Below are 17104 nucleotides of genomic sequence, written 5' to 3'. Positions count from 1 at the left end.
GCCACTTGCTCTGCTGTGCGCTGCGCACTGCGCGCACAATCGTCCGGTACGGTGCCGGCCGCGCGTACCGGCCGGCACCGCCCCACGGTCCCGTTCTCTCGGTCCCGTTCTCTCGGTCCCGTCCTAGGGGTTGATGTTGATCTTGAAGGTGGATGTGGTGTTCCTGATGTCCACGGCGTTGTTGTCGAGCCTCAGGCGGTTGAAGGTGACCTCGCCGACGGCCGGCCCCTGCCCTCCCTCCGGCATTTCGTTGGCCCACAGTCCGAAGCCGGACTTCGCGTCGAAGGCGTCACCGCTCTTGCGTGCCCCGGTGATCGAGACGTCGTTGAGGATGGTGTCCTTGACCGGGAACTGCGGCTGCCCGCCCACATAGTTGGTCTGGAACATGATGCCGCTGTAGGTCGGATCGACGATGTCGGCATCGTTGATCCTGATCCCCTGGAACACCTTGGACGCGGAGAACAGCCAGATCCCGGGGAAGGTCTGCCCGTTCCAGAAGTGTCCGCCGGCCCGGACGACCGACACGTTCTCGATCGTCGTCGGACCGGTCCCGAAGCCGTTCATCGGATACCCGAAGTCCAGCGAGCTGACCGTGATGCCCGCGTACACCAGGGTGTCCGCGACATGGATGTTGCGGAAGGTGTTGTCGTAGCCGCCGTACACGGCGATGCCCGCGGCCCGCCAGGTCAGGATCGACGTCAGGTTCTCGTAGACGTTGTTCTTCATGTCCGAGCCCCCGGCGTCGATCGCCGAGAAGAGCGCGAAGCTGTCGTCGCCCGTGGCCCGCGCCTCGTTGTTGACGACATGGTTGTCCGTGGAACCGTTGGTCATGTTGACGCCGTCGGCGAACATGTTGCGGATCCGGGAGTTCTTGATGGTGATCCGGTCGGTGTTCGCGCCCCAGTAGAGACACACCATGTGCTCGTTCCAGATGTTGTCGATCACCATGTCGGCGACATTGGAGAAGTCGAACACCTTGCCCGGGCCGTCGATGCGCGAGGTGTAGTTGCCGAAGTACGCGAAGCCGCTGAAGGACGATCCGTTCGCGGCGGCCTCGGCGCGGAAGCCGATGTCGGTGTTCTCCTGCGACGCGGGGGCGTGGAACCGGGTGAACCACGGCCCGGCGCCGACGACCCGCACGGGCTTGCCGTACACCTGGAACTTGGCGGCCGTCTCGTAGTCACCGGCCGGCAGATAGACGCCGACGAGCTTCCCGGTGGTGTCCATCCGGACCTTGTCCAGCGCGTTCTGCACATCCTGGTGGCCGAGCCCGGCCGGCACGGCGTACGTGGCCGGGTCCGGGTTGGCGATCGGTGTGGCCTGCTCCAGGCTGATGAAGTCGATCGCGTACTTCGAGGTGTTGGCCGCGTCCTTCTGGAGCTTGATCCTGCTGCCCTTCGGCACGGTTCTGCCCAGCAGGACGTTGGCCTCGTCGTAGATGTGGCGGGGCGCGCCGGCGCCGGGCGAGTTGCCGGGGGCCGCCTCGGCCCCGTACAGCCAGGCGTACTTCGAGGTGAGGTCGACCGCCTTGAGGAAGGTGTCGTCCACGTAGATGTTCAGGGTGGCGTCGATGCCGCCGCCGCCCGCCGAGTCCGGGATGGAGAACCGGGTGACCAGGGTGTTCGTGCTCGCCTTGGTGGTGAACTCGACGGAGGCGCCGGTGTCGTCGAGCGTGACGGCCTTACGGCCCGACGCCTCGCCCGCGAGGTCGCCGACGGTCCTGTTGGGCCCGACGACCCGCGCGCCACCGCCGGTGACGCCGTCCTCCGCCTCGTACAGGTCGTACGGCATGTCGGCGCCGCGGCCGACGAAGAGCGGCTGGGTGCTGGTGTTGTTGCCACGCTTCACCGGCAGTTCGTTGGCGTCGGCGGCGAGGGTCACCTTGAGGGTGTACGAGCCGTTGACGGCCGTCCAGGTGCCGAGGCCGACCGGCGCGCCGGTCGCTCCCGGGGCGATGGTGCCGTTGTGGGCGCCGGTGAGGGTCTTGACCGTGGCGCCCTGGGCGTCGAGCACGGCGAGGGTGATGCCGTGTGCTCCGCCCGCCGACGCGACGGTGCCCTGGTTCCTGATCGCGACGGAGAAGGCCACGGTGTCCCCGGCGGAGGGCGAGGACGGGGTGGTGGCGACGGTCGCGGCGACCAGGTCGGAGCTGTCCACCGCCCGCACCACGAGCGGGGTGGGGCTGGTGTGGGCGTTGTTGCTCTCGTTCTCCTCGATGATCAGGCCGTCCGGGTCGACGACAGCGCCGATCCGGTACGAACCCGCGTCCCGCTGCCCGATGTTCGCGGTGACCGTGGCCGAGGCCCCGGCCGCCAGCGCGCCCACCTGGGCGGTGGCCGCCTTGGTGTCGCCGAGCCGGAACTCGACCGGGCCGGCCGGCGCGGCGGCGCGTCCGGTGTTGCGTACCGTCGCCGACAGGGTGATCGCGTCCGACTCGACCGGCGCGGTGGGTGCGGCGCTCAGCTCGGTCACCGTGAGGTCCGGGTTGGGCGCCGGTGCGCCGAGCACCTGGAACTCCGCCACCTGACCGGCGCCGGAACCGGTGTTGGAGGTGAACCTGAGCTGGACGTCGGCGACGCGCGCGGCGACCGGGATGGTCACCGCGTTGCCGGTCGCCGGGGTGAAGGCGTAGTCCTTGGCGGCCACCAGGCTGGTGAGCCCGGTGGCGCTCTGCTCGCGGCCGAGCACCTGGATGTTCTGGGTGCGCGCTCCCCAGGCGCCGTCCGGGTTGAGCTTGACGACGACACTCCGCGTGTCGGCGTTGGCGCCCAGCTTCACCGTGAGGGTGTTGGGGTAACTGCCGCCGGCGCCTTCCCAGTAGGTGGTGAGGCTGTTGTCGTTGGCGTTCTCCGCGGCGTAGGTGTGGACCACGGAGGACGCGGAGATCGGCCGGCCGACGGCGAGGTTCGACGCCGAGCCCGGACTCCCGTCCCGTATCACCGTGTTGCTGTCGGCCGACACATTGCCGGCCGCGTCCCTGGCCCGGACGAAATACGCGACGGTCGCCCCGGCCGGCTGAGTGTCCGTGTACGTGGTGACGTCACCCGCCACGCTCTTGCGCAGGACGTTGCCGGCGTAGATGTCGTAGCCGGTCACGCCCTTGTTGTCGGTCGAGGCGCTCCAGGTCAGCTTGATCTCGTCGGCGGACGGCTCGGTGAGGGCGAGGTTCGCGGGGGCGGTCGGCGCCTCGGTGTCCCCGCTGTCGCCGCGCCGGGTGACGGTGTTGCTCTTGGCGGAGACATTGCCCGCCGCGTCCTTGGCCCGTACGTAGTACGCGACGGTCGCCCCGGTGGGCTGGGTGTCCAGGAAGGTGGTCACCTCGCCCGCGACGCTGGTGCGCAGCTCGTCGTTGGCGTAGATGTCGTACCCCGTCACCCCCGTGTTGTCGGTGGACGCCTTCCAGGCCAGCTGGATCCGGCCGGTGGCGGGCTCGGTGTACGAGAGTTCGGCCGGCGCGGTGGGCGCCTCCGTGTCACCGGTCCCGGGTCCGTAGATCTCCAGTTCGGAGAGCTGGCCGCCGGGCTGGGCGGTGTTGGCGGTGATCAGTACCCGGAGGAAGCGCGTGGTGGTGGCGTCGAAGGGGATCGTCGCCGACCGGCCGCCCGCCGCGTCGAACGTGTACGCCTTGGAGGCGGTGAGATCCGTAAAGGCGATCCGGTCGGTACTGCCCTGGATCTTGAGGGTCTGGTCCCTGGCGCCCCAGCCGTCGGGGAGCCGCAGCACCACCTGGTCGACCCGGACCGCGGTGCCGAGGTCGGCCTGGATCCACTGCGGGAAGGCGTTGTTCGTGCTCTCCCAGTAGGTGGCCCGGTTCCCGTCGTTGGCGTTGCCGGCGCCGTAGACCTCGGTGAAGCTGCTCGCGGTCAGGGTCTTGCCGAGGGCCAGGTTGACCGGGGCGGCGGCGATGCCTGGGCCCCTGGCCGAAGGGCCGTCGGCCGCCGCGGCGGCGGTGAGCGTCGGCCAGCCGGCCAGTAACAGGCTCCCGGCGAGGGCGGCGGAGAGGATGCGCCATCTCCTGCGTAGCGATCTCATGGATCCCCGATCTTCGGCCTCGGCGCGAGAGCGGCGAGGGCGCGGCTCTGACCGCACGCCGGCACGGCATGCGTGTGTGCACTGATGAACGGAGTATTTTGCGCTTCGCGGTGTGAGAATTGCAGAGAAATGCGGACCCGTCCATCGCCCGGACCGAACCAAATCCTCGCAGCGGTCTTGGAGTTGGTGGTCACATCCCTTGTACGAGGCCATTCGCCGCCGTTCCGCCGCGCCGAGCAGGGAAACGTAAGCGATCTGCAAGAGATGCTGGATTTTTGCGGTGCTGACGAAAATACAGAGAGTGTCACGGGGCCGCCGTCGCGGCCCCGTGGCGGGCATCCGGGGGAATTTACACCGACACGTGAGTACGTGTACTCACGTCGGGCTTCGCTCCGTCCCGGCAGGATGGCCGCATCGACCCACACCGAGGGAGTCCACCATGCGTACCACCAGCCGATTCCGTACCTCACCGCCCGTGCGCGGCCGGCGCCCGATGCGGACGGTCACGGGACTCGTCCTGGCCTGCGCGGCGATCGCGGCGCTGAGCGGCTGCTCGATCGAGGACGCGATCTGCGCCGACGGCGAGTACCCGGTGATGACCGTGGGCAGCACCGGCCGCGCCTGCACGCCCGAGGACGAGGATCCCCCGAAGGGCTACGTCCGCTACCCGGAGGGCAAGGTGCCGGAGAAGGTCGGCGACAAGTGGGACATCTACTGGGAGACGCACGCCGTGGACGAGAAGGGCGAGATCATCACGGTTCCCGCCGCCGGATGACGGTCCCTCACCCGATCGCCGGCGGGTGCCCGGCGATCAGTGCCTCGGTGCGCCGGGCGATGCCGAGCAGCCGGCCCACCCGCCCGGGGTGCCCGACGAGCTGGAGTCCGAGCGGCATGCCGTCCGGATCGCGGTGGCCCGGAACCGTGACGACGGGCAGCCCGAGGAGCTGCCAGCAGCGGCTGAGCACCGGGGTGCCGGTGGCGCCCACCCCGTACGGCGCGGGGCCCGGTGCGGCGGGGGCGAGGATCACGTCCGTACGCTCCAGCAGGGCGAGGATCCGGGTACGTGCCGCACGGGCGGTCTCCAGCGCCGCCCGGTACTCGGCCCCGGAGGACCGGGCCCCGCGGTCGAGGAGTTCCCGCAGCGGGGTGCTGAGCGCCTCGGGGTGCCGGGCCTCGGCGGCGAGGGAGCGCGCGGCCTCGTGGGCCATGACCGTGGCGTGGGCGTCGGTGAGTTCGGCGACCGGGACCCGGTCGCCGAGGTCGGCGCGGCGCGCTCCCGCCGCGCCCAGGGCGCGGGCGGTGCGGTGCAGGGCGTCGAGCATCGGCGGTTCGATGTCGGCCAGTTCGGTGCCGGACCACACCAGCACCTCGATGTCGTCCGGGACCTCCTCGGTGGTGGTGGCGTCGACGGCGGCGACGGCGGCCGCCAGCTCCGTGACCGTGGCGGTGAGCAGCCCCGGCGCGTCGAGGCTCGGGCTCAGCCCGGCGATGCCCCGCGTGGACCAGGCCCCGACCGGGGCGACATACCCGGCGACACCGCAGAAGGAGGCCGGCCGGGTCAGTGAGCCCGCCGTCTGGGAACCGAGCGCGAGGGGCACCACGCCCGCCGCCACGGCAGCCGCCGAGCCGCTGGAGGAGCCGCCCGGTGTGTGCTCCGGGCGGTGCGGATTGCGGGTCGGACCCGGCTGGAAGTACGCGAACTCGGTGGTGACCGTCTTGCCCAGGGGTACGGCGCCCGCCCGGCGCAGCCGCTCCACCAGCCAGGCGTCGGCCTCGGCGATCCGGCCGCGCCGCAGGGGCGAGCCGCACTCCGTGGGCAGTCCGGCTACGTCGATGATGTCCTTCACTCCGAACGGGACGCCGCGGAGCGGCCCGTCCGGGGCCCGCCGGGCCGCCGCGCGGGCGCCGTCCGCGTCCACCCGTACCCAGGCGTGGATCTTCCCCTCCGTCCGCTCCAGGCGCGTCAGGGCGTCCTCCACGGACCGGGACGCGGACACAGATGCGGACGCCGATGCGGATGCGGGTACCGACATATCAACCTGCTTTCTGCGGAGGAGGGAGACGGGGAGACCGGACGGTGCGCTCGCCGGGCGGAGCCCGCCGGTCAGCAGGCCACCGGTGGCGGGGTCGCGTCCAGGCTGTGGAAGTCCCGGTTGAAGTAGACGAGGCTCCGGCCGCCCGACCGCGTGCGGATCCGCTCGACCTCCACGAAGAGCACACTGTGCGAGCCCATGGGCTTGGTGTCCGTGATCCGGCCGACCGCGGTGACCAGGGCGTCCTTCAGCACCGGCACATCGTGGGTGCGGTCCCAGACGTCCCAGGTGAAGCGCTCCGCCATGGACACCTTCGTGGCGCCCGCGAAGTGCAGGGCCAGCGCCCGCTGGTCACCGCCGAGGACATTGACGCACACCCGTCCGTTGGCGTTGAAGACGTCGTGCATGGCGCTCTTGCGGTTGACGCACACCAGCACGGTCGGCGGGTCGTCGGTGACGGAGCACACCGCGCTGACGGTGATGCCGCAGCGGCCGTTCGGGCCGTCCGTCGTCAGGATGTTGACGGCCGCCGGGAGATGGGCCATCGCCTCCCGGAATTCGGTCTGACTGGCGTTCACGGCCGCGCCGCTCCTCTCGCGTTGCTGCATGGTGGTGTGTCCTGAGGCGTGCGTGTGTCCTGGGGCCTGCGTGTGTTCTCGCGCCTGCGTGTGTCCTCGGGCCTGCGTCGGAGCGCTCACCACACCTCGACCACCAGTCGCGGCGTCCTCGACCGGGAGACACACGCGGCGATCTGGTCTCCGGCCGCCTTCTCCTTGGCGGTCAGGCAGTGGTCGCGGTGGTCGGGTTCGCCCGCGACGACCCGCAGGACGCAGGTCCCGCAGATACCCTCCCGGCAGGAGGTGTCCAGCGGCACGCCGTTCTCCTCCAGCACCTCCGCGATACTCCTGCCGGGCGGTACGGCGTAGACCTCGCCCGTGTCCAGCTCGACCTCGAACCCCTCGGCGGGCGCGGCGTCCGCCGGGTCTCCCGCCTGGAACAGCTCGGAGTGGATCTGCTCCTCGGGCACACTGCGGGCCGCGAGGCCGGTGACGTACTCCATGAAGCCCCGCGGGCCGCAGGTGTAGACGTGCGCGTCGGACGGTAGCCCCGCCAACTCCCGCTCCAGGACACGGGCGTTCGCCTCTCGGCCCAGGCCGAGGGAGAAGACCACCCGGTCGGCGAAGGCGGACTCCTCCAGGATCTCCGCGAAGGCCGCCTCGGCCCGGCTCCGGGCCACGTAGTGCAGCTGGAACTCCGCGCCCGTACGGTGGAGTTCGTACGCCATCGCGAGCAGCGGCGTGATGCCGATGCCGGCGGCCACCAGATGGTGCTCGCCCGCGTCCGGGGCGAGGCCGAAGAGCGATCGGGGCGCGCCCACGGCCAGTTCCGTGCCAGGCGGCGCCTTGTCGTGCAGGGCCTGGGAACCGCCGCGCGAGTCCGGTTCGCGTTTCACCGCGATGGTGTACGCGCCCGTGTCGTCCGGTGGCCCGCACAGCGAGTACGGGCGGGTGATTCCGGTGGGCCCGGTCACATCGATGTGGGCGCCCGCCGGGTAGCGGGCGAGGGCGGCGCCGTCGGGGCGGGCGAGCCTGAGGACCTTGACCGCGTCCGTCGCGTCGACGGCGTCGGTGACGGTGACAGTGAACATCCGTCTGCCTTCACGTTCGGGAGGGGAAGCTGACGGCGCTGTCAGCGCATGTACAGGCCGCCGTTGGCGTCCCAGCACGCCCCGGTGACCGCGTCCGCGTGCTCCGAGGCGAGCAGCACGGCCATGTCGGCGATGAAGCGGGGGCGGCCGAGCCGGCCCGCCGGAATCGATGCCTCGATCCGGGCGAGTTGTTCGGGAGGGACCATCTCGCGGACCACCGGCAGGTCCTGGGGGCCCGGGGATATGGCGTTGACGGTCACCCCGTGCGGGCCGAGTTCCCGGGCGAAGACCTTGGTGAGGGTGGCCACGCCGCCCTTGGCCGCCGCGTAGTGCGCGCCGGTCGCCGTGCCGCCGTTCTGGCCGGCGAGGGAGGCGATGTTGACGATGCGTCCGTATCCGCGCTCGGCGAAGTAGGCGCCGAGGACCTGGCAGCCGAAGAAGGTGCCGTCGAGGTTGGTGGAGACCACGGTCCTGAAGCTGTCGGGGGCGATGTCCATCAGCGGCTCGGCCTTGGCGACGCCCGCGTTGTTGACCAGGACGTGGAGGGCGCTCCAGTGTGCGACGATCCGGTCGCGGACCCGTACGAAGGCGTCCTTGTCGCGGACGTCCAGGGCGAGGCCGATCGCGTTCCGCCCGGCCGGGTCGAGCTCCGCGGCCGCCTTGACGGCTGCGTCCTCGTCCAGGTCGGTCAGCGCCACGCGGTAGCCGCGGTCGTACAGCCGGCCCGCGATACAGGCACCGAGGCCGCGGGCGGCGCCCGTCACGAGGGCGATGCGGTGGGTGTCGTCCTCCCGGCCCTCGCCGGTTCCGTGCGGGCTCACAGCAGGAACCCCGATGCCGTCACCGTGTCCTCGGAGTTGACCAGCCGCACGATCTTCCGGGCGATCCGGGGACCAGTCGGAGGGCCGTCGGAACCGGCCGTGCCGTCCGCGCCGTACGTGATCCGGTGGGTGACGTCGGCGGCGAGCACGAAGGTCTCCTCGCGCTTGTAGCCGACCAGGATCTGCGCCGAGCAGAGCTCGATCGCGTGCTCCTCGCGTCCCGTGACGACGAAGCGGGAGACCGACCGGACCGTACGGGCCGCGGCGGCGGCCGAGATGGAGAAGCCGCCGGTGAGCCGTTCGATGCGCATGCGGCGCATCCGCTCGTCGTCGTAGACCAGGTTGAGGCGACCGGCGAAGTCCGTCGTGTCGCGGTCGATGGGGACGATGTACTCACCGCCCGCGGCCCACAGAAGGTCCCACTCCGCGTACCGCCGGGCGTCCAGCAGATGGGCCTCGCGCCAGATCAGCGATACGGCGGCGAGGGCGCGCGGATCGTCCAGCGGGAGTTCGCCCGCCACCGCCGCGGTGGTGAGGGCGTCAGTCGTCATGGGTCATCGTCCTCTTCCACATCGCGTACGCCTCGCGCATCCCGGTCTCGTCGGTCGCGTGGGACGTGGGCTGTCCCAGGTCGTCGGGTTTCTCCCGGCCGAGCCCCCGGTTGACGAGGATCGGCATCTCCGCGCCGCCGGTCACACCGCGCTGGACGCGGTTCCACGCCTCGGCGTCGTCGGGGCTGCCGAAGCCGAACGGCCCCTGGAAGTGCTCGTGGATACGGAGCCGTTCGCGGTTGACGATGTCGGGGGCGCCGTCCAGGCCGAGGGCCACGTGGCGGACTTCCGTCCGGGCCACCGAGATCGGCCGCAGCACGCGGAAGAACGACATCGACATGGCGACGTTCGGGAACAGGTTGAGGTTGAACCCGGCGCCGTGCAGGGAGCGGACGATCCGCCGGACCTTCTCCGGGGGCATGTCCTTCGACAGTTCCTCGACGACATGGCGGAAGCGGTCCTGGAGCTTCTCCGTCCCGTCGTCGACATCCAGGTCGACGTGAGCGGCGACGGAGACGGACACACTGTGGCCGTTGCCGAGGGCGTGGGTGACCGCGGTCTCGTCGGTCATGATGGACAGCATGCTCGCGGTCTCGGCGTCCACCGACGACATCCAGGAGCGGTGCACGATCGGGAAGTGGTACCAGTCGGTGGTGTTCTCCAGCTGGATCTTCCAGTTGCCGTCGAACCGGAACTTGTGCTCGCCCTGCACCTTGACCGGGTAGCCGGCGCCCTGCTTCATGAAACGGTCGATCCACAGCCGGGCCCCGCCGAGGAAGTCCTCCAGCGGCTCGATGTCGTGGTCGAAGCTGGCGAAGACCATGCCCCCGTAGGTGCCGACCCGCAGCCTCTGCAGCGGCATGTCCTTCTTCTCGGCGACGTCCTCGTACCCCTCGGGGTACGGGATGCCGCGGAGCGTGCCGTCCAGCGCGTACGACCAGGCGTGGTACGGGCAGGTGAAGCCGTTGCCGTTGCCCTTGGGGGTCTCGCAGACGCTGGCGCCGCGGTGGCGGCAACGGTTGAGCAGGACGTGGACGGTGCCGCGCCGGTCGCGGCTGACGATGACGGGGCGGCGGCCCACCCAGGCGGTCCTGAAGTCGCCCGCGTTGGCGATCTCGCTCTCGTGCGCCACCCACACCCAGGTGCGGTGGAAGATCCGGTCCATCTCCCGTTCGAAGAGCCCGGGGTCGGTGTAGAGGGTGCCGGAGACCCGGTCGTGCCCGACGAGGGAGGCGATGTCGGGGGTCCGCGGGGACGCGGTCATCGGGTGGCCTCCGGATCGGGCAGCGGGCGGCCGGCGCGGGCCTCGATCTTCATGTAGCGCCACAGGCCGTACTCGCCGACCTGGACGGTGCGGAAGAGGTTGCACACCGCGGCGACGGTCGGCTGGTCGACGACGTCGGCCAGTACGTACGAGGTCCAGGGCCAGGAGCCGGACGGGCCGACCATGTGCTGGTCGTCGTCGATCGTGCCGAGGACGCGCACGCCGGGCATCCCGTGGAGCCGGCCGAACATGGTCATGAAGCCGTCCCAGACCGCCTTGCCCTGGCCGGTGGGCAGATCGAAGAAGTTCTGGTTGACGCCGATGCAGAACAGCACCCGCAGAGGTGCGGTGCCGGACTCGGGCTCGGGCATGGAGGGGTCCTGCCTTTCAGGGGTGGCCGGATGGCGGTCGTGAGGAGGGGCGGCGGCGGTCAGAGGTAGCCCGGGAAGGGCGGGACTCCGGTGAGGACCGCGCCGGCGCCGTCGTACATGCCCTCCTGGAGGAAGGCGTGCTGCGGGACGACCGAGGCGTCGCGCAGGAAGCGCTGCATGGGGCTGCCGTCCGCGATGGCGGCGATGCCGCTGAGCTGGTACGCGCTCCGTACGGCCGCGAAGGAGGTCTCCGCGAGATGGGTGGCGGCGAGCCGCAGCAGGCTGGCCTGGGCGGCGCTCGCGGGGTCCCCCGCCGTCACCGTCGCCCAGGCCTCCTCGGTCGCCTCGTAGAAGAAGGCGCGCGCGGACCGGAGCCGCGCCTCCGCCCGGCCGACGGCGATACGGTACGTCGCGCGCTCGGCCGGTCTGGGCGCGCCGGTGAAGCCCTGGCGGCCGCCCTGGGCGACGGCGTGGTCGAGGGCCGCGCGGGCCACACCGAGTCCGACCACCGCGAGGACCTGCGCGGCGTACGGGACCGTCGGGTAGCGGTACAGGGGCTCGTCGACGGTGGGTTCGCCGCCGCGGACGAACGTCCACTCCGCGGGGACGACGACGCCGTCGGCCACCAGGTCGTGGCTGCCGGTGCCGCGCATCCCGATGACGTCCCAGTTCTCGGCGATCTCCACCTGCCCGGGGCGCAGTACGGCGGTCAGCGGACGGCCCGCCCGGTCCTCGCCGGCCGTGATGCCGACGCCGAACACATCGGCGCCCTTGCACCCACTGGCGAACTTCCACCGGCCGGAGACCCGGTAGCCGCCCTCGACGCGCTCGGCGGGCCGCACCGGGAACAGGCCGCCCGCGAAGACGACATCGGGGCCGTCGGCGTACAGCGCGGCCTGGGTCTCCAGGGGAAGCGCGGCCAGATAGACATGGGAGGAGCCGAAGCTGGCGACCCAGCCGGCCGAGCCGTCGACGACCGATATCCGCTCGACGAGGCGGAGGAATTCGACCGGTGGCAGCGGGTTGCCGCCGAATCGCGTGGGGACGCTCGACCGGTAGATTCCCGCGCGCTTGAATTCGGCGATCACATCGCGCGGAACGTGCCGCTTCTCCTCGAATTCGGCCCGCCGTTCGGCCACGACGTCCAGGACCCGCTCGAAGGCCGAGAAGGCGTCGGAGGAGGTGTCGGGGGAGGTCATGGCGGGGATCTCCGGGGCGGTCTCCGGAGAATGGGCGGCATCGTGCGGGGGATGGGAATCCAGCGTCCGCGTCATGAGAGTTTCTCCTCGCATTGCCGGGCGGCGGTTTTCTCGACCGCCCTGCCTTTACGCTAGGCGCGGCAACCGGCCTTCCACCATCGGGACTTGACCGCACTGTGTAGGGGAATTCCCCTATCCGGTGGTGCGGGCCCCCGGCAGGGTGAAGCGGAACACGGCGCCGCGCGGTGTGTTCGGGCCGACGCCGATCCGGCCGCCGTGGCGGGTGATGATGCGGTGGCTGAGGGCGAGTCCGATTCCGCTGCCGTTCTCCTTGGCGGTGAAGACTCCGTCGAAGATCCGGTCACCGGGTGGCGGGCCGTCGCCCCGGTCCCGGACGGCGAGTTCGGCGTCGCCGTCACCGGCCCGCCGGGTGGTGATCCGTACGCTGCGTTCCGCGGCCGGCCGGCGGGCCATTTCCTCGACCGCGTTGAAGGCGAGGTTCATCACGACCTGCCCGATGAGCACGTTCTCGCAGCGCACGGGGAGCGGATCCGCGGTGAGGTCGAACTCCGTCACGACACCGTGTTCCTGGGCGCGCAGCTCGATGAAGTAGACGCAGTCGCGGACGATGGTGTTGAGGTCGGTGAGCTGTTCGGACTGTTCCAGGCGGCCCACGTACTGCCGCAGGCTGCCGAGGATCCGCCGGGCGCGGTCGATCTGCCGGACGGCGTTGTCCAGCCCCCAGGCCACCTGTTCGTCGCCCGCGGCGAGCCGGCCGCGCGCCCCTTCGACGAAGTTGTACGCGGCGGCCAGCGGCTGGCTCACCTCGTGGGCGATGGCCATGGCCATGTCGCCCATGGCGTTGTAGCGGGCGAGGTGGTCGAGGCGCTGGGTGTCGCGGCGGTGTTCCTCCTCCTCGCGGACGCGGTCGCTGATGTCGTAGAAGAGGAGCATCCGGCCGCGCAGATCGCTCTCGATCCCGATGTACTGGCAGGTCGCCGCGTACCAGCGGGGGTGCGCGCCGGGCGCGGCGAACCGGTAGCGGCCCTCGCGGGCGGGCACGGGCCCGTCGGGGCAGTAGTCGGCGAAGTCGGCGCCGTGGAGGCCCTCGCCGAGCTGTCTGGTCGCCGACTCGCTGGCGAAGACGACCCGGCCGGCGTCGTCGAGGACGACGATGCCCTCCGCGAGGCCGCCCAGGAAGGTGCGGAGCCGGCTCTCGGTGCGGAACAGATCGCGCCGGACCGCCTTCTCCTCGGCGATGTCCCGGAACTGCACCATCACCACGGTTCCGGCGGGCAGGTCGACGCGGATCGCGATGGCCTCGGTGAGGATCTCCTCGCCGCTCTTGGAGCGGTAGCACCACTCGGTGGCGCTGACCCCGTCGGCGACGGCGTGGCGCAGCCAGCGATGGCCGAGTTCGCGGCTGTACTCGCGGGCGTTCTTGCTCATGTCCGGTGCCTTGAGCGGCTTCAGCTCCTCGACGCTCCAGCCGAGCAGGTCGCAGGCCGCGCCGTTCGCCCAGAGGATCTCGAAGGTACGGGCGTCGTGCAGCAGGACGCAGTACTTCAGGGCCTGGGTCAGCGCCTCGAAGTCACCGGGGGCGAGTCCGGGCGTGGTCCGCGGCGCGGGGTCCGGCGGGGGTCCGGCCATGGGGCGGTGCCTCTCATTCTCCGGCCTCCGGGGGGCGCAGGCCGAGTCGGAGCATGTCGCGTACAAGCGTGGTGAGGCTCTCGGCGCCCGTCTTCTCGCGGATGCGGGCCCGGTGCACGTCGACGGTCTTGGCGCTGATCCCGAGCCGTACCGCGATCCGCTTGTTCGGCAGACCGTCCACGGCCAGCCCCAGCACCTCCCGCTCCCGCACGGACAGGCCCGCGAGCCTGGCCCGCAGTCCGTCCTGCCGGGCGGCCCGTGCGAAACGCTCGCGGGCCAGTCGCTGCGCGGACTGCACGACATCGAGCAGGTGCTGGGGGTCGTACGGTTTCTCCAGGAAGTCGACGGCCCCGTTCTGCAGGGCACGTACGGACATCCGGATGTCCCCGTGCGCGGAGACGAAGATCACGGGCAGCGGTGAGCCCGTCTCGTTCAGCAGCTGCTGGACCCCGAATCCGCTCAGTTCGGGCATCCGCACGTCGAGGACGAGACAGGCGGGCCGGCCGCGGTCGTACGCGGCGAGGAAGGTACGGGCGTCGTGGAAGCGCTCCGAGCGGATACCGACCGACCCGAGGAGCCAGGCGAGCGACTCGCTCAGCGCCTCGTCGTCGTCCAGGATGTAGACGAGGCACATCTCAGCCGTCCCAGGCGGCCGGAGCGGTCCAGTACTCACTTCCGTCGGCGCTGATCCCGTGCCGCCACGCGCTCGTACGGCGCAGGGCCGGCTCGACCCGCGCGGTGGCCGCGTCGGCGCCGTCAGGGCCGTCCTCCTCGACCTGCCAGTGCACCCAGTTGACCTCCCGGCCGGTGCCGTCGTGCACGAACAGGTCCACGTGGTGCCAGCCGTAGCCGTGGGTGTCGGCGTAACAGGTCAGCAGCATCGTCCGGTCCGTCGTCGCCACCGTCCGGTCCGTCATCGTTCCTCCAACAGCGGTGCGGCGAAGAGCCGTTCGGTACGGAAGGCGGAGATCCGGGGCCCGTCGGGACCGGTACGGAAGGTCACGTCGAGGCGGGCGACCATGATCTCGGCGCCGCCCGACGCGTACCGCGAGAGCTGCTGCATCTGCCAGCTCCCCCGCGCCGCACCGTCCCTCACGTCGACGGTGCCGGGGAAGAGCAGATGGGTGTTGGCCAGGAAGTGCGGGGCGGGCGGCAGATACGCCGACAGCATCGCGACGATCGCCGTGCGGCCCTCGGTACGGCCGAACCTGTCGGCGTACGCGCTGCCGCCGCCCTCCCACACCGCGTCCTCGGTGAACAGGTCGCCCAACTCGCCCTCCGCGCGGGCGGGTACGTCGCAGAGGGCGAGGTAGCGGGTCAGGGTGGCCGCGAAGGGGGCGGGGTCGGCGGAACCGGCAGCCTCACGGACGCCGGTCATGAGGCGGCCAGTTTCAGGCGCTCGGCGCGCCGCTGGGCCTGCCGTTCCGGGTCCGGTACCGGCGCCGCGAGCAACAGCCGCTCGGTGTAGGCGTGTTCGGGGCGCTCGGTGACCTGGGCGGTGTCCCCCGTCTCGACGATCTCGCCGCGGTACAGCACGGCCACCCGGTGGCTGATGTGCCGTACGACGGAGAGGTCGTGGGTGACGAAGAGATACGCGACGCCCGTCGCCTCCTGGATCTCGATGAACAGGTCGAGCACCCGGGCCTGTGTGGTCAGGTCGAGGGCGCTGACCGGTTCGTCGCAGACGATCAGCCGGGGGTCCCGGCACAGGGCGCGCGCGATGGCGATCCGCTGGCGCTGGCCGCCGGAGAACTCCCGGGGCAGCCGGTGGGCCGCGTCCCGCGGCAGGTACACGTGGTCGAGAAGGGTCCGCACCCGGCGTTCCGCTTCGGCGCGTGCGACCCCGGTCACGAGCAGCGGTTCGGTGAGGATGTCCATGACCGTCATGGCCGGGTTGAGCGAGGTGAACGGATCCTGGAAGACGACCTGGATGTCCTTGCTCAGCGCCCGGCGCTCCCGCCTGCCCAGCCGGGAGACGGGACGCCCCTCGTAGCGGATCTCACCGCCGGTGACCGGGGCGAGGCCGAGCACGGCCCGGCCCAGGGTGGTCTTGCCGGAGCCGGACTCGCCGACCAGGCCGAGGGTCTCACCGGGGGCGATGGACAGGTCGATGCCGTGCAGGACGCGGAACGGCTTCCCGCGGCGGCCCTTTCCGGGGTACTCCACCACGACGTCGTCGAGTTCGAGGAGCGGGGCGGCAGGAGGCGCCCCGGGGGCCGGGTCGGCCGGCCCGGTCGGGGAGGCCTGAGGGGCCCTGGCAGCCGGAGACGTCACGGCGTCACCTCCTTGAGAGGTTCCTGGAGGGCGGCGGGAGAGTGCGACGCGCCGCGCACCGGCCCGCCTTCGAGGGTGGATTCCAGGAGCTTGCGGGTGTACGGGTGTGCGGGCGCCGCGAAGATCTGGCGTACCGGCGCGGTCTCCACGATCCGGCCGGCCCTCATCACGGCGACGCGGTCGCAGATGTCCGCCACGACACCGAAGTCGTGTGTCACGAGGATCATCCCCATCTCGCCCTCCCGCTGGAGCGAGCGCATCAGGTCGAGCACCTCGGCCTGGACCGTGACGTCGAGGGCGGTGGTCGGCTCGTCGGCGATCAGGAGCCGCGGGTCGCAGGAGACGGCGCCGGCGATCAGGACGCGCTGCGCCATGCCGCCGGAGATCTGGTGCGGATACGAGCGGTACACGCGCTCCGGGTCGGGGATGCCGACCCGTTCCAGGAGGGCCAGCGCCTTGGTACGGGCCTCGGCGCGGGACAGTCCCAGGTGCCTGCGCATGGGTTCGGCCAGCTGGGAGCCGATCCGGAAACAGGGGTCCAGGTTCGACATGGGTTCCTGCGGGATGTAGCCGATCCCGCGCCCGCGCAGCGCGTTGAGCGCGGCCGTGTCCAGCCCCAGCAACTCCCCTCCGTCGAAGGAGAGATGGTCGGCGCTCACCTGCGCCTCGTACGGCAGCAGCCCGAGGACGGAGAACGCCGTCTGGCTCTTGCCCGAGCCGGACTCCCCGACCAGGCCGAGGACTTCGCCGCGCTCCACGGTGAGGCTCACCCCGTCGACCACCGTCTTGAGGCCGCCGGGCGCCGGGTAGCCGACCCGTAGCCCCGTCACGGTGAGCAGACGGTCCTGAGCGGGCTCCGCGGCCGTCGCGCCGGTGCGCCGCGCGACGGTCCCCGGGCGTCCGGTCACCCGGCGCTCGCCCGTGCCCAGCGCGTCGCGCACCGCGTTGCCCAGCAGGCTGGCCGCCAGGATGGTCAGGCTCATCGCGAGGCCCGGCCACACCAGGAGTTCGGGCGCGTTGTACACATTGGTGAAGCCGTCGGCCAGCATCGCGCCCCAGCTCGCCTGCGACGCCTTGCCGAGGCCGAGGAAGGAGAGGCCGGCCTGGATGCCGATCGCCACGGCGAAGAGCTGGGTGGCCTGGATGACCGACGGGGCGATCACCACGGGGAGGACGTGGCGCCGCATGATGCGCGGGTCGCCGAGTCCGGAGACCCGGGCGGCGTCGACGTACAGCTCCTCCCGGACGGCGACCACCGACG

15 protein-coding genes and 1 pseudogene are annotated in these 17104 nt (G+C 71.3%); 1 reads left to right on the top strand and 15 read right to left on the bottom strand.

The window, feature by feature from the left end; all coding sequences use genetic code 11:
- Window positions 1–123: 123 nt before the first annotated feature.
- Window positions 124–3903: pseudogene (locus tag ACFTZC_RS39480) on the bottom strand (discoidin domain-containing protein); the annotation flags it as partial.
- 568 nt (window positions 3904–4471) lie between these two features.
- Between ACFTZC_RS39480 and ACFTZC_RS39475 the strand changes: the two are divergent.
- Window positions 4472–4807 carry an SCO0607 family lipoprotein gene (locus ACFTZC_RS39475; protein ID WP_382898636.1) on the top strand — a complete coding sequence of 112 codons (336 nt, stop codon included), beginning with the start codon at window positions 4472–4474 and terminating at the stop codon, window positions 4805–4807.
- Between the two features lie 7 nt (window positions 4808–4814).
- Here ACFTZC_RS39475 and ACFTZC_RS39470 read toward each other — a convergent pair whose 3' ends face one another.
- The 14 genes from ACFTZC_RS39470 to ACFTZC_RS39405 all read right to left on the bottom strand — a co-directional run.
- Window positions 4815–6065, bottom strand: coding sequence for an amidase family protein (locus tag ACFTZC_RS39470; RefSeq protein ID WP_382898634.1), 1251 nt, complete (start codon window positions 6063–6065; stop codon window positions 4815–4817).
- 71 nt (window positions 6066–6136) lie between these two features.
- Complete coding sequence (locus ACFTZC_RS39465) at window positions 6137–6643, bottom strand: flavin reductase (RefSeq protein ID WP_382898632.1); 507 nt, start codon at window positions 6641–6643, stop codon at window positions 6137–6139.
- Between the two features lie 116 nt (window positions 6644–6759).
- Window positions 6760–7713, bottom strand: a complete 954-nt coding sequence (locus ACFTZC_RS39460; protein WP_382898630.1) for a PDR/VanB family oxidoreductase — start codon at window positions 7711–7713, stop codon at window positions 6760–6762.
- Window positions 7714–7754: 41 nt separating this feature from the next.
- Window positions 7755–8534 carry an SDR family NAD(P)-dependent oxidoreductase gene (locus ACFTZC_RS39455; RefSeq protein WP_382898628.1) on the bottom strand — a complete coding sequence of 260 codons (780 nt, stop codon included), beginning with the start codon at window positions 8532–8534 and terminating at the stop codon, window positions 7755–7757.
- Entirely contained in the window at window positions 8531–9085 is a 555-nt protein-coding gene (locus ACFTZC_RS39450; protein ID WP_382898627.1) for an aromatic-ring-hydroxylating dioxygenase subunit beta, read from the bottom strand. The genes ACFTZC_RS39455 and ACFTZC_RS39450 overlap by 4 nt, the downstream gene beginning before the upstream one ends.
- Complete coding sequence (locus ACFTZC_RS39445; RefSeq protein ID WP_382898626.1) at window positions 9075–10349, bottom strand: Rieske 2Fe-2S domain-containing protein; 1275 nt, start codon at window positions 10347–10349, stop codon at window positions 9075–9077. Before ACFTZC_RS39445 ends, ACFTZC_RS39450 begins: the two co-directional genes overlap by 11 nt.
- Window positions 10346–10720 carry a hypothetical protein gene (locus ACFTZC_RS39440; protein WP_382898624.1) on the bottom strand — a complete coding sequence of 125 codons (375 nt, stop codon included), beginning with the start codon at window positions 10718–10720 and terminating at the stop codon, window positions 10346–10348. Before ACFTZC_RS39440 ends, ACFTZC_RS39445 begins: the two co-directional genes overlap by 4 nt.
- Before the next feature lie 59 nt (window positions 10721–10779).
- Complete coding sequence (locus ACFTZC_RS39435) at window positions 10780–11919, bottom strand: acyl-CoA dehydrogenase family protein (RefSeq protein WP_382898681.1); 1140 nt, start codon at window positions 11917–11919, stop codon at window positions 10780–10782.
- Between the two features lie 192 nt (window positions 11920–12111).
- A complete protein-coding gene (locus ACFTZC_RS39430; protein ID WP_382898623.1) occupies window positions 12112–13569 on the bottom strand; it encodes an ATP-binding protein in 1458 nt (485 codons plus the stop codon).
- 13 nt (window positions 13570–13582) lie between these two features.
- Window positions 13583–14203: a response regulator transcription factor gene (locus ACFTZC_RS39425; RefSeq protein WP_382898621.1), complete on the bottom strand. Its 621-nt coding sequence runs from the start codon at window positions 14201–14203 to the stop codon at window positions 13583–13585.
- Between the two features lies 1 nt (window position 14204).
- Complete coding sequence (locus tag ACFTZC_RS39420; protein ID WP_382898620.1) at window positions 14205–14486, bottom strand: hypothetical protein; 282 nt, start codon at window positions 14484–14486, stop codon at window positions 14205–14207.
- Window positions 14483–14947, bottom strand: coding sequence for a nuclear transport factor 2 family protein (locus ACFTZC_RS39415; RefSeq protein WP_382898618.1), 465 nt, complete (start codon window positions 14945–14947; stop codon window positions 14483–14485). Before ACFTZC_RS39415 ends, ACFTZC_RS39420 begins: the two co-directional genes overlap by 4 nt.
- Window positions 14944–15738, bottom strand: coding sequence for an ATP-binding cassette domain-containing protein (locus ACFTZC_RS39410; protein ID WP_382898679.1), 795 nt, complete (start codon window positions 15736–15738; stop codon window positions 14944–14946). Before ACFTZC_RS39410 ends, ACFTZC_RS39415 begins: the two co-directional genes overlap by 4 nt.
- A gap of 101 nt (window positions 15739–15839) precedes the next feature.
- The coding region (locus tag ACFTZC_RS39405; protein WP_382898616.1) for a dipeptide/oligopeptide/nickel ABC transporter permease/ATP-binding protein at window positions 15840–17104 on the bottom strand (1265 nt) is incomplete at its 5' end.

This window comes from Streptomyces sp. NPDC056987 (genome assembly GCF_042673865.1).
In the GTDB taxonomy this organism is placed as follows: Bacteria; Actinomycetota; Actinomycetes; order Streptomycetales; family Streptomycetaceae; genus Streptomyces.
The sequence above is the reverse complement of the archived record's forward strand: the minus strand, read 5'-3'. Positions and strand labels throughout refer to the sequence as shown.

Excerpts from the sequence above, each read along its gene's own strand:
- ACFTZC_RS39470 (WP_382898634.1), bottom strand. The coding sequence starts at position 6,065 with ATGTCGGTACCCGCATCCGCATCGGCGTCCGCATCTGTGTCCGCGTCC.
- ACFTZC_RS39430 (WP_382898623.1), bottom strand. The coding sequence starts at position 13,569 with ATGGCCGGACCCCCGCCGGACCCCGCGCCGCGGACCACGCCCGGACTC.
- ACFTZC_RS39460 (WP_382898630.1), bottom strand. The coding sequence starts at position 7,713 with ATGTTCACTGTCACCGTCACCGACGCCGTCGACGCGACGGACGCGGTC.
- ACFTZC_RS39475 (WP_382898636.1), top strand. The coding sequence starts at position 4,472 with ATGCGTACCACCAGCCGATTCCGTACCTCACCGCCCGTGCGCGGCCGG.
- ACFTZC_RS39440 (WP_382898624.1), bottom strand. The coding sequence starts at position 10,720 with ATGCCCGAGCCCGAGTCCGGCACCGCACCTCTGCGGGTGCTGTTCTGC.
- ACFTZC_RS39420 (WP_382898620.1), bottom strand. The coding sequence starts at position 14,486 with ATGACGGACCGGACGGTGGCGACGACGGACCGGACGATGCTGCTGACC.
- ACFTZC_RS39450 (WP_382898627.1), bottom strand. The coding sequence starts at position 9,085 with ATGACGACTGACGCCCTCACCACCGCGGCGGTGGCGGGCGAACTCCCG.
- ACFTZC_RS39435 (WP_382898681.1), bottom strand. The coding sequence starts at position 11,919 with ATGACCTCCCCCGACACCTCCTCCGACGCCTTCTCGGCCTTCGAGCGG.
- ACFTZC_RS39415 (WP_382898618.1), bottom strand. The coding sequence starts at position 14,947 with ATGACCGGCGTCCGTGAGGCTGCCGGTTCCGCCGACCCCGCCCCCTTC.
- ACFTZC_RS39445 (WP_382898626.1), bottom strand. The coding sequence starts at position 10,349 with ATGACCGCGTCCCCGCGGACCCCCGACATCGCCTCCCTCGTCGGGCAC.
- ACFTZC_RS39425 (WP_382898621.1), bottom strand. The coding sequence starts at position 14,203 with ATGTGCCTCGTCTACATCCTGGACGACGACGAGGCGCTGAGCGAGTCG.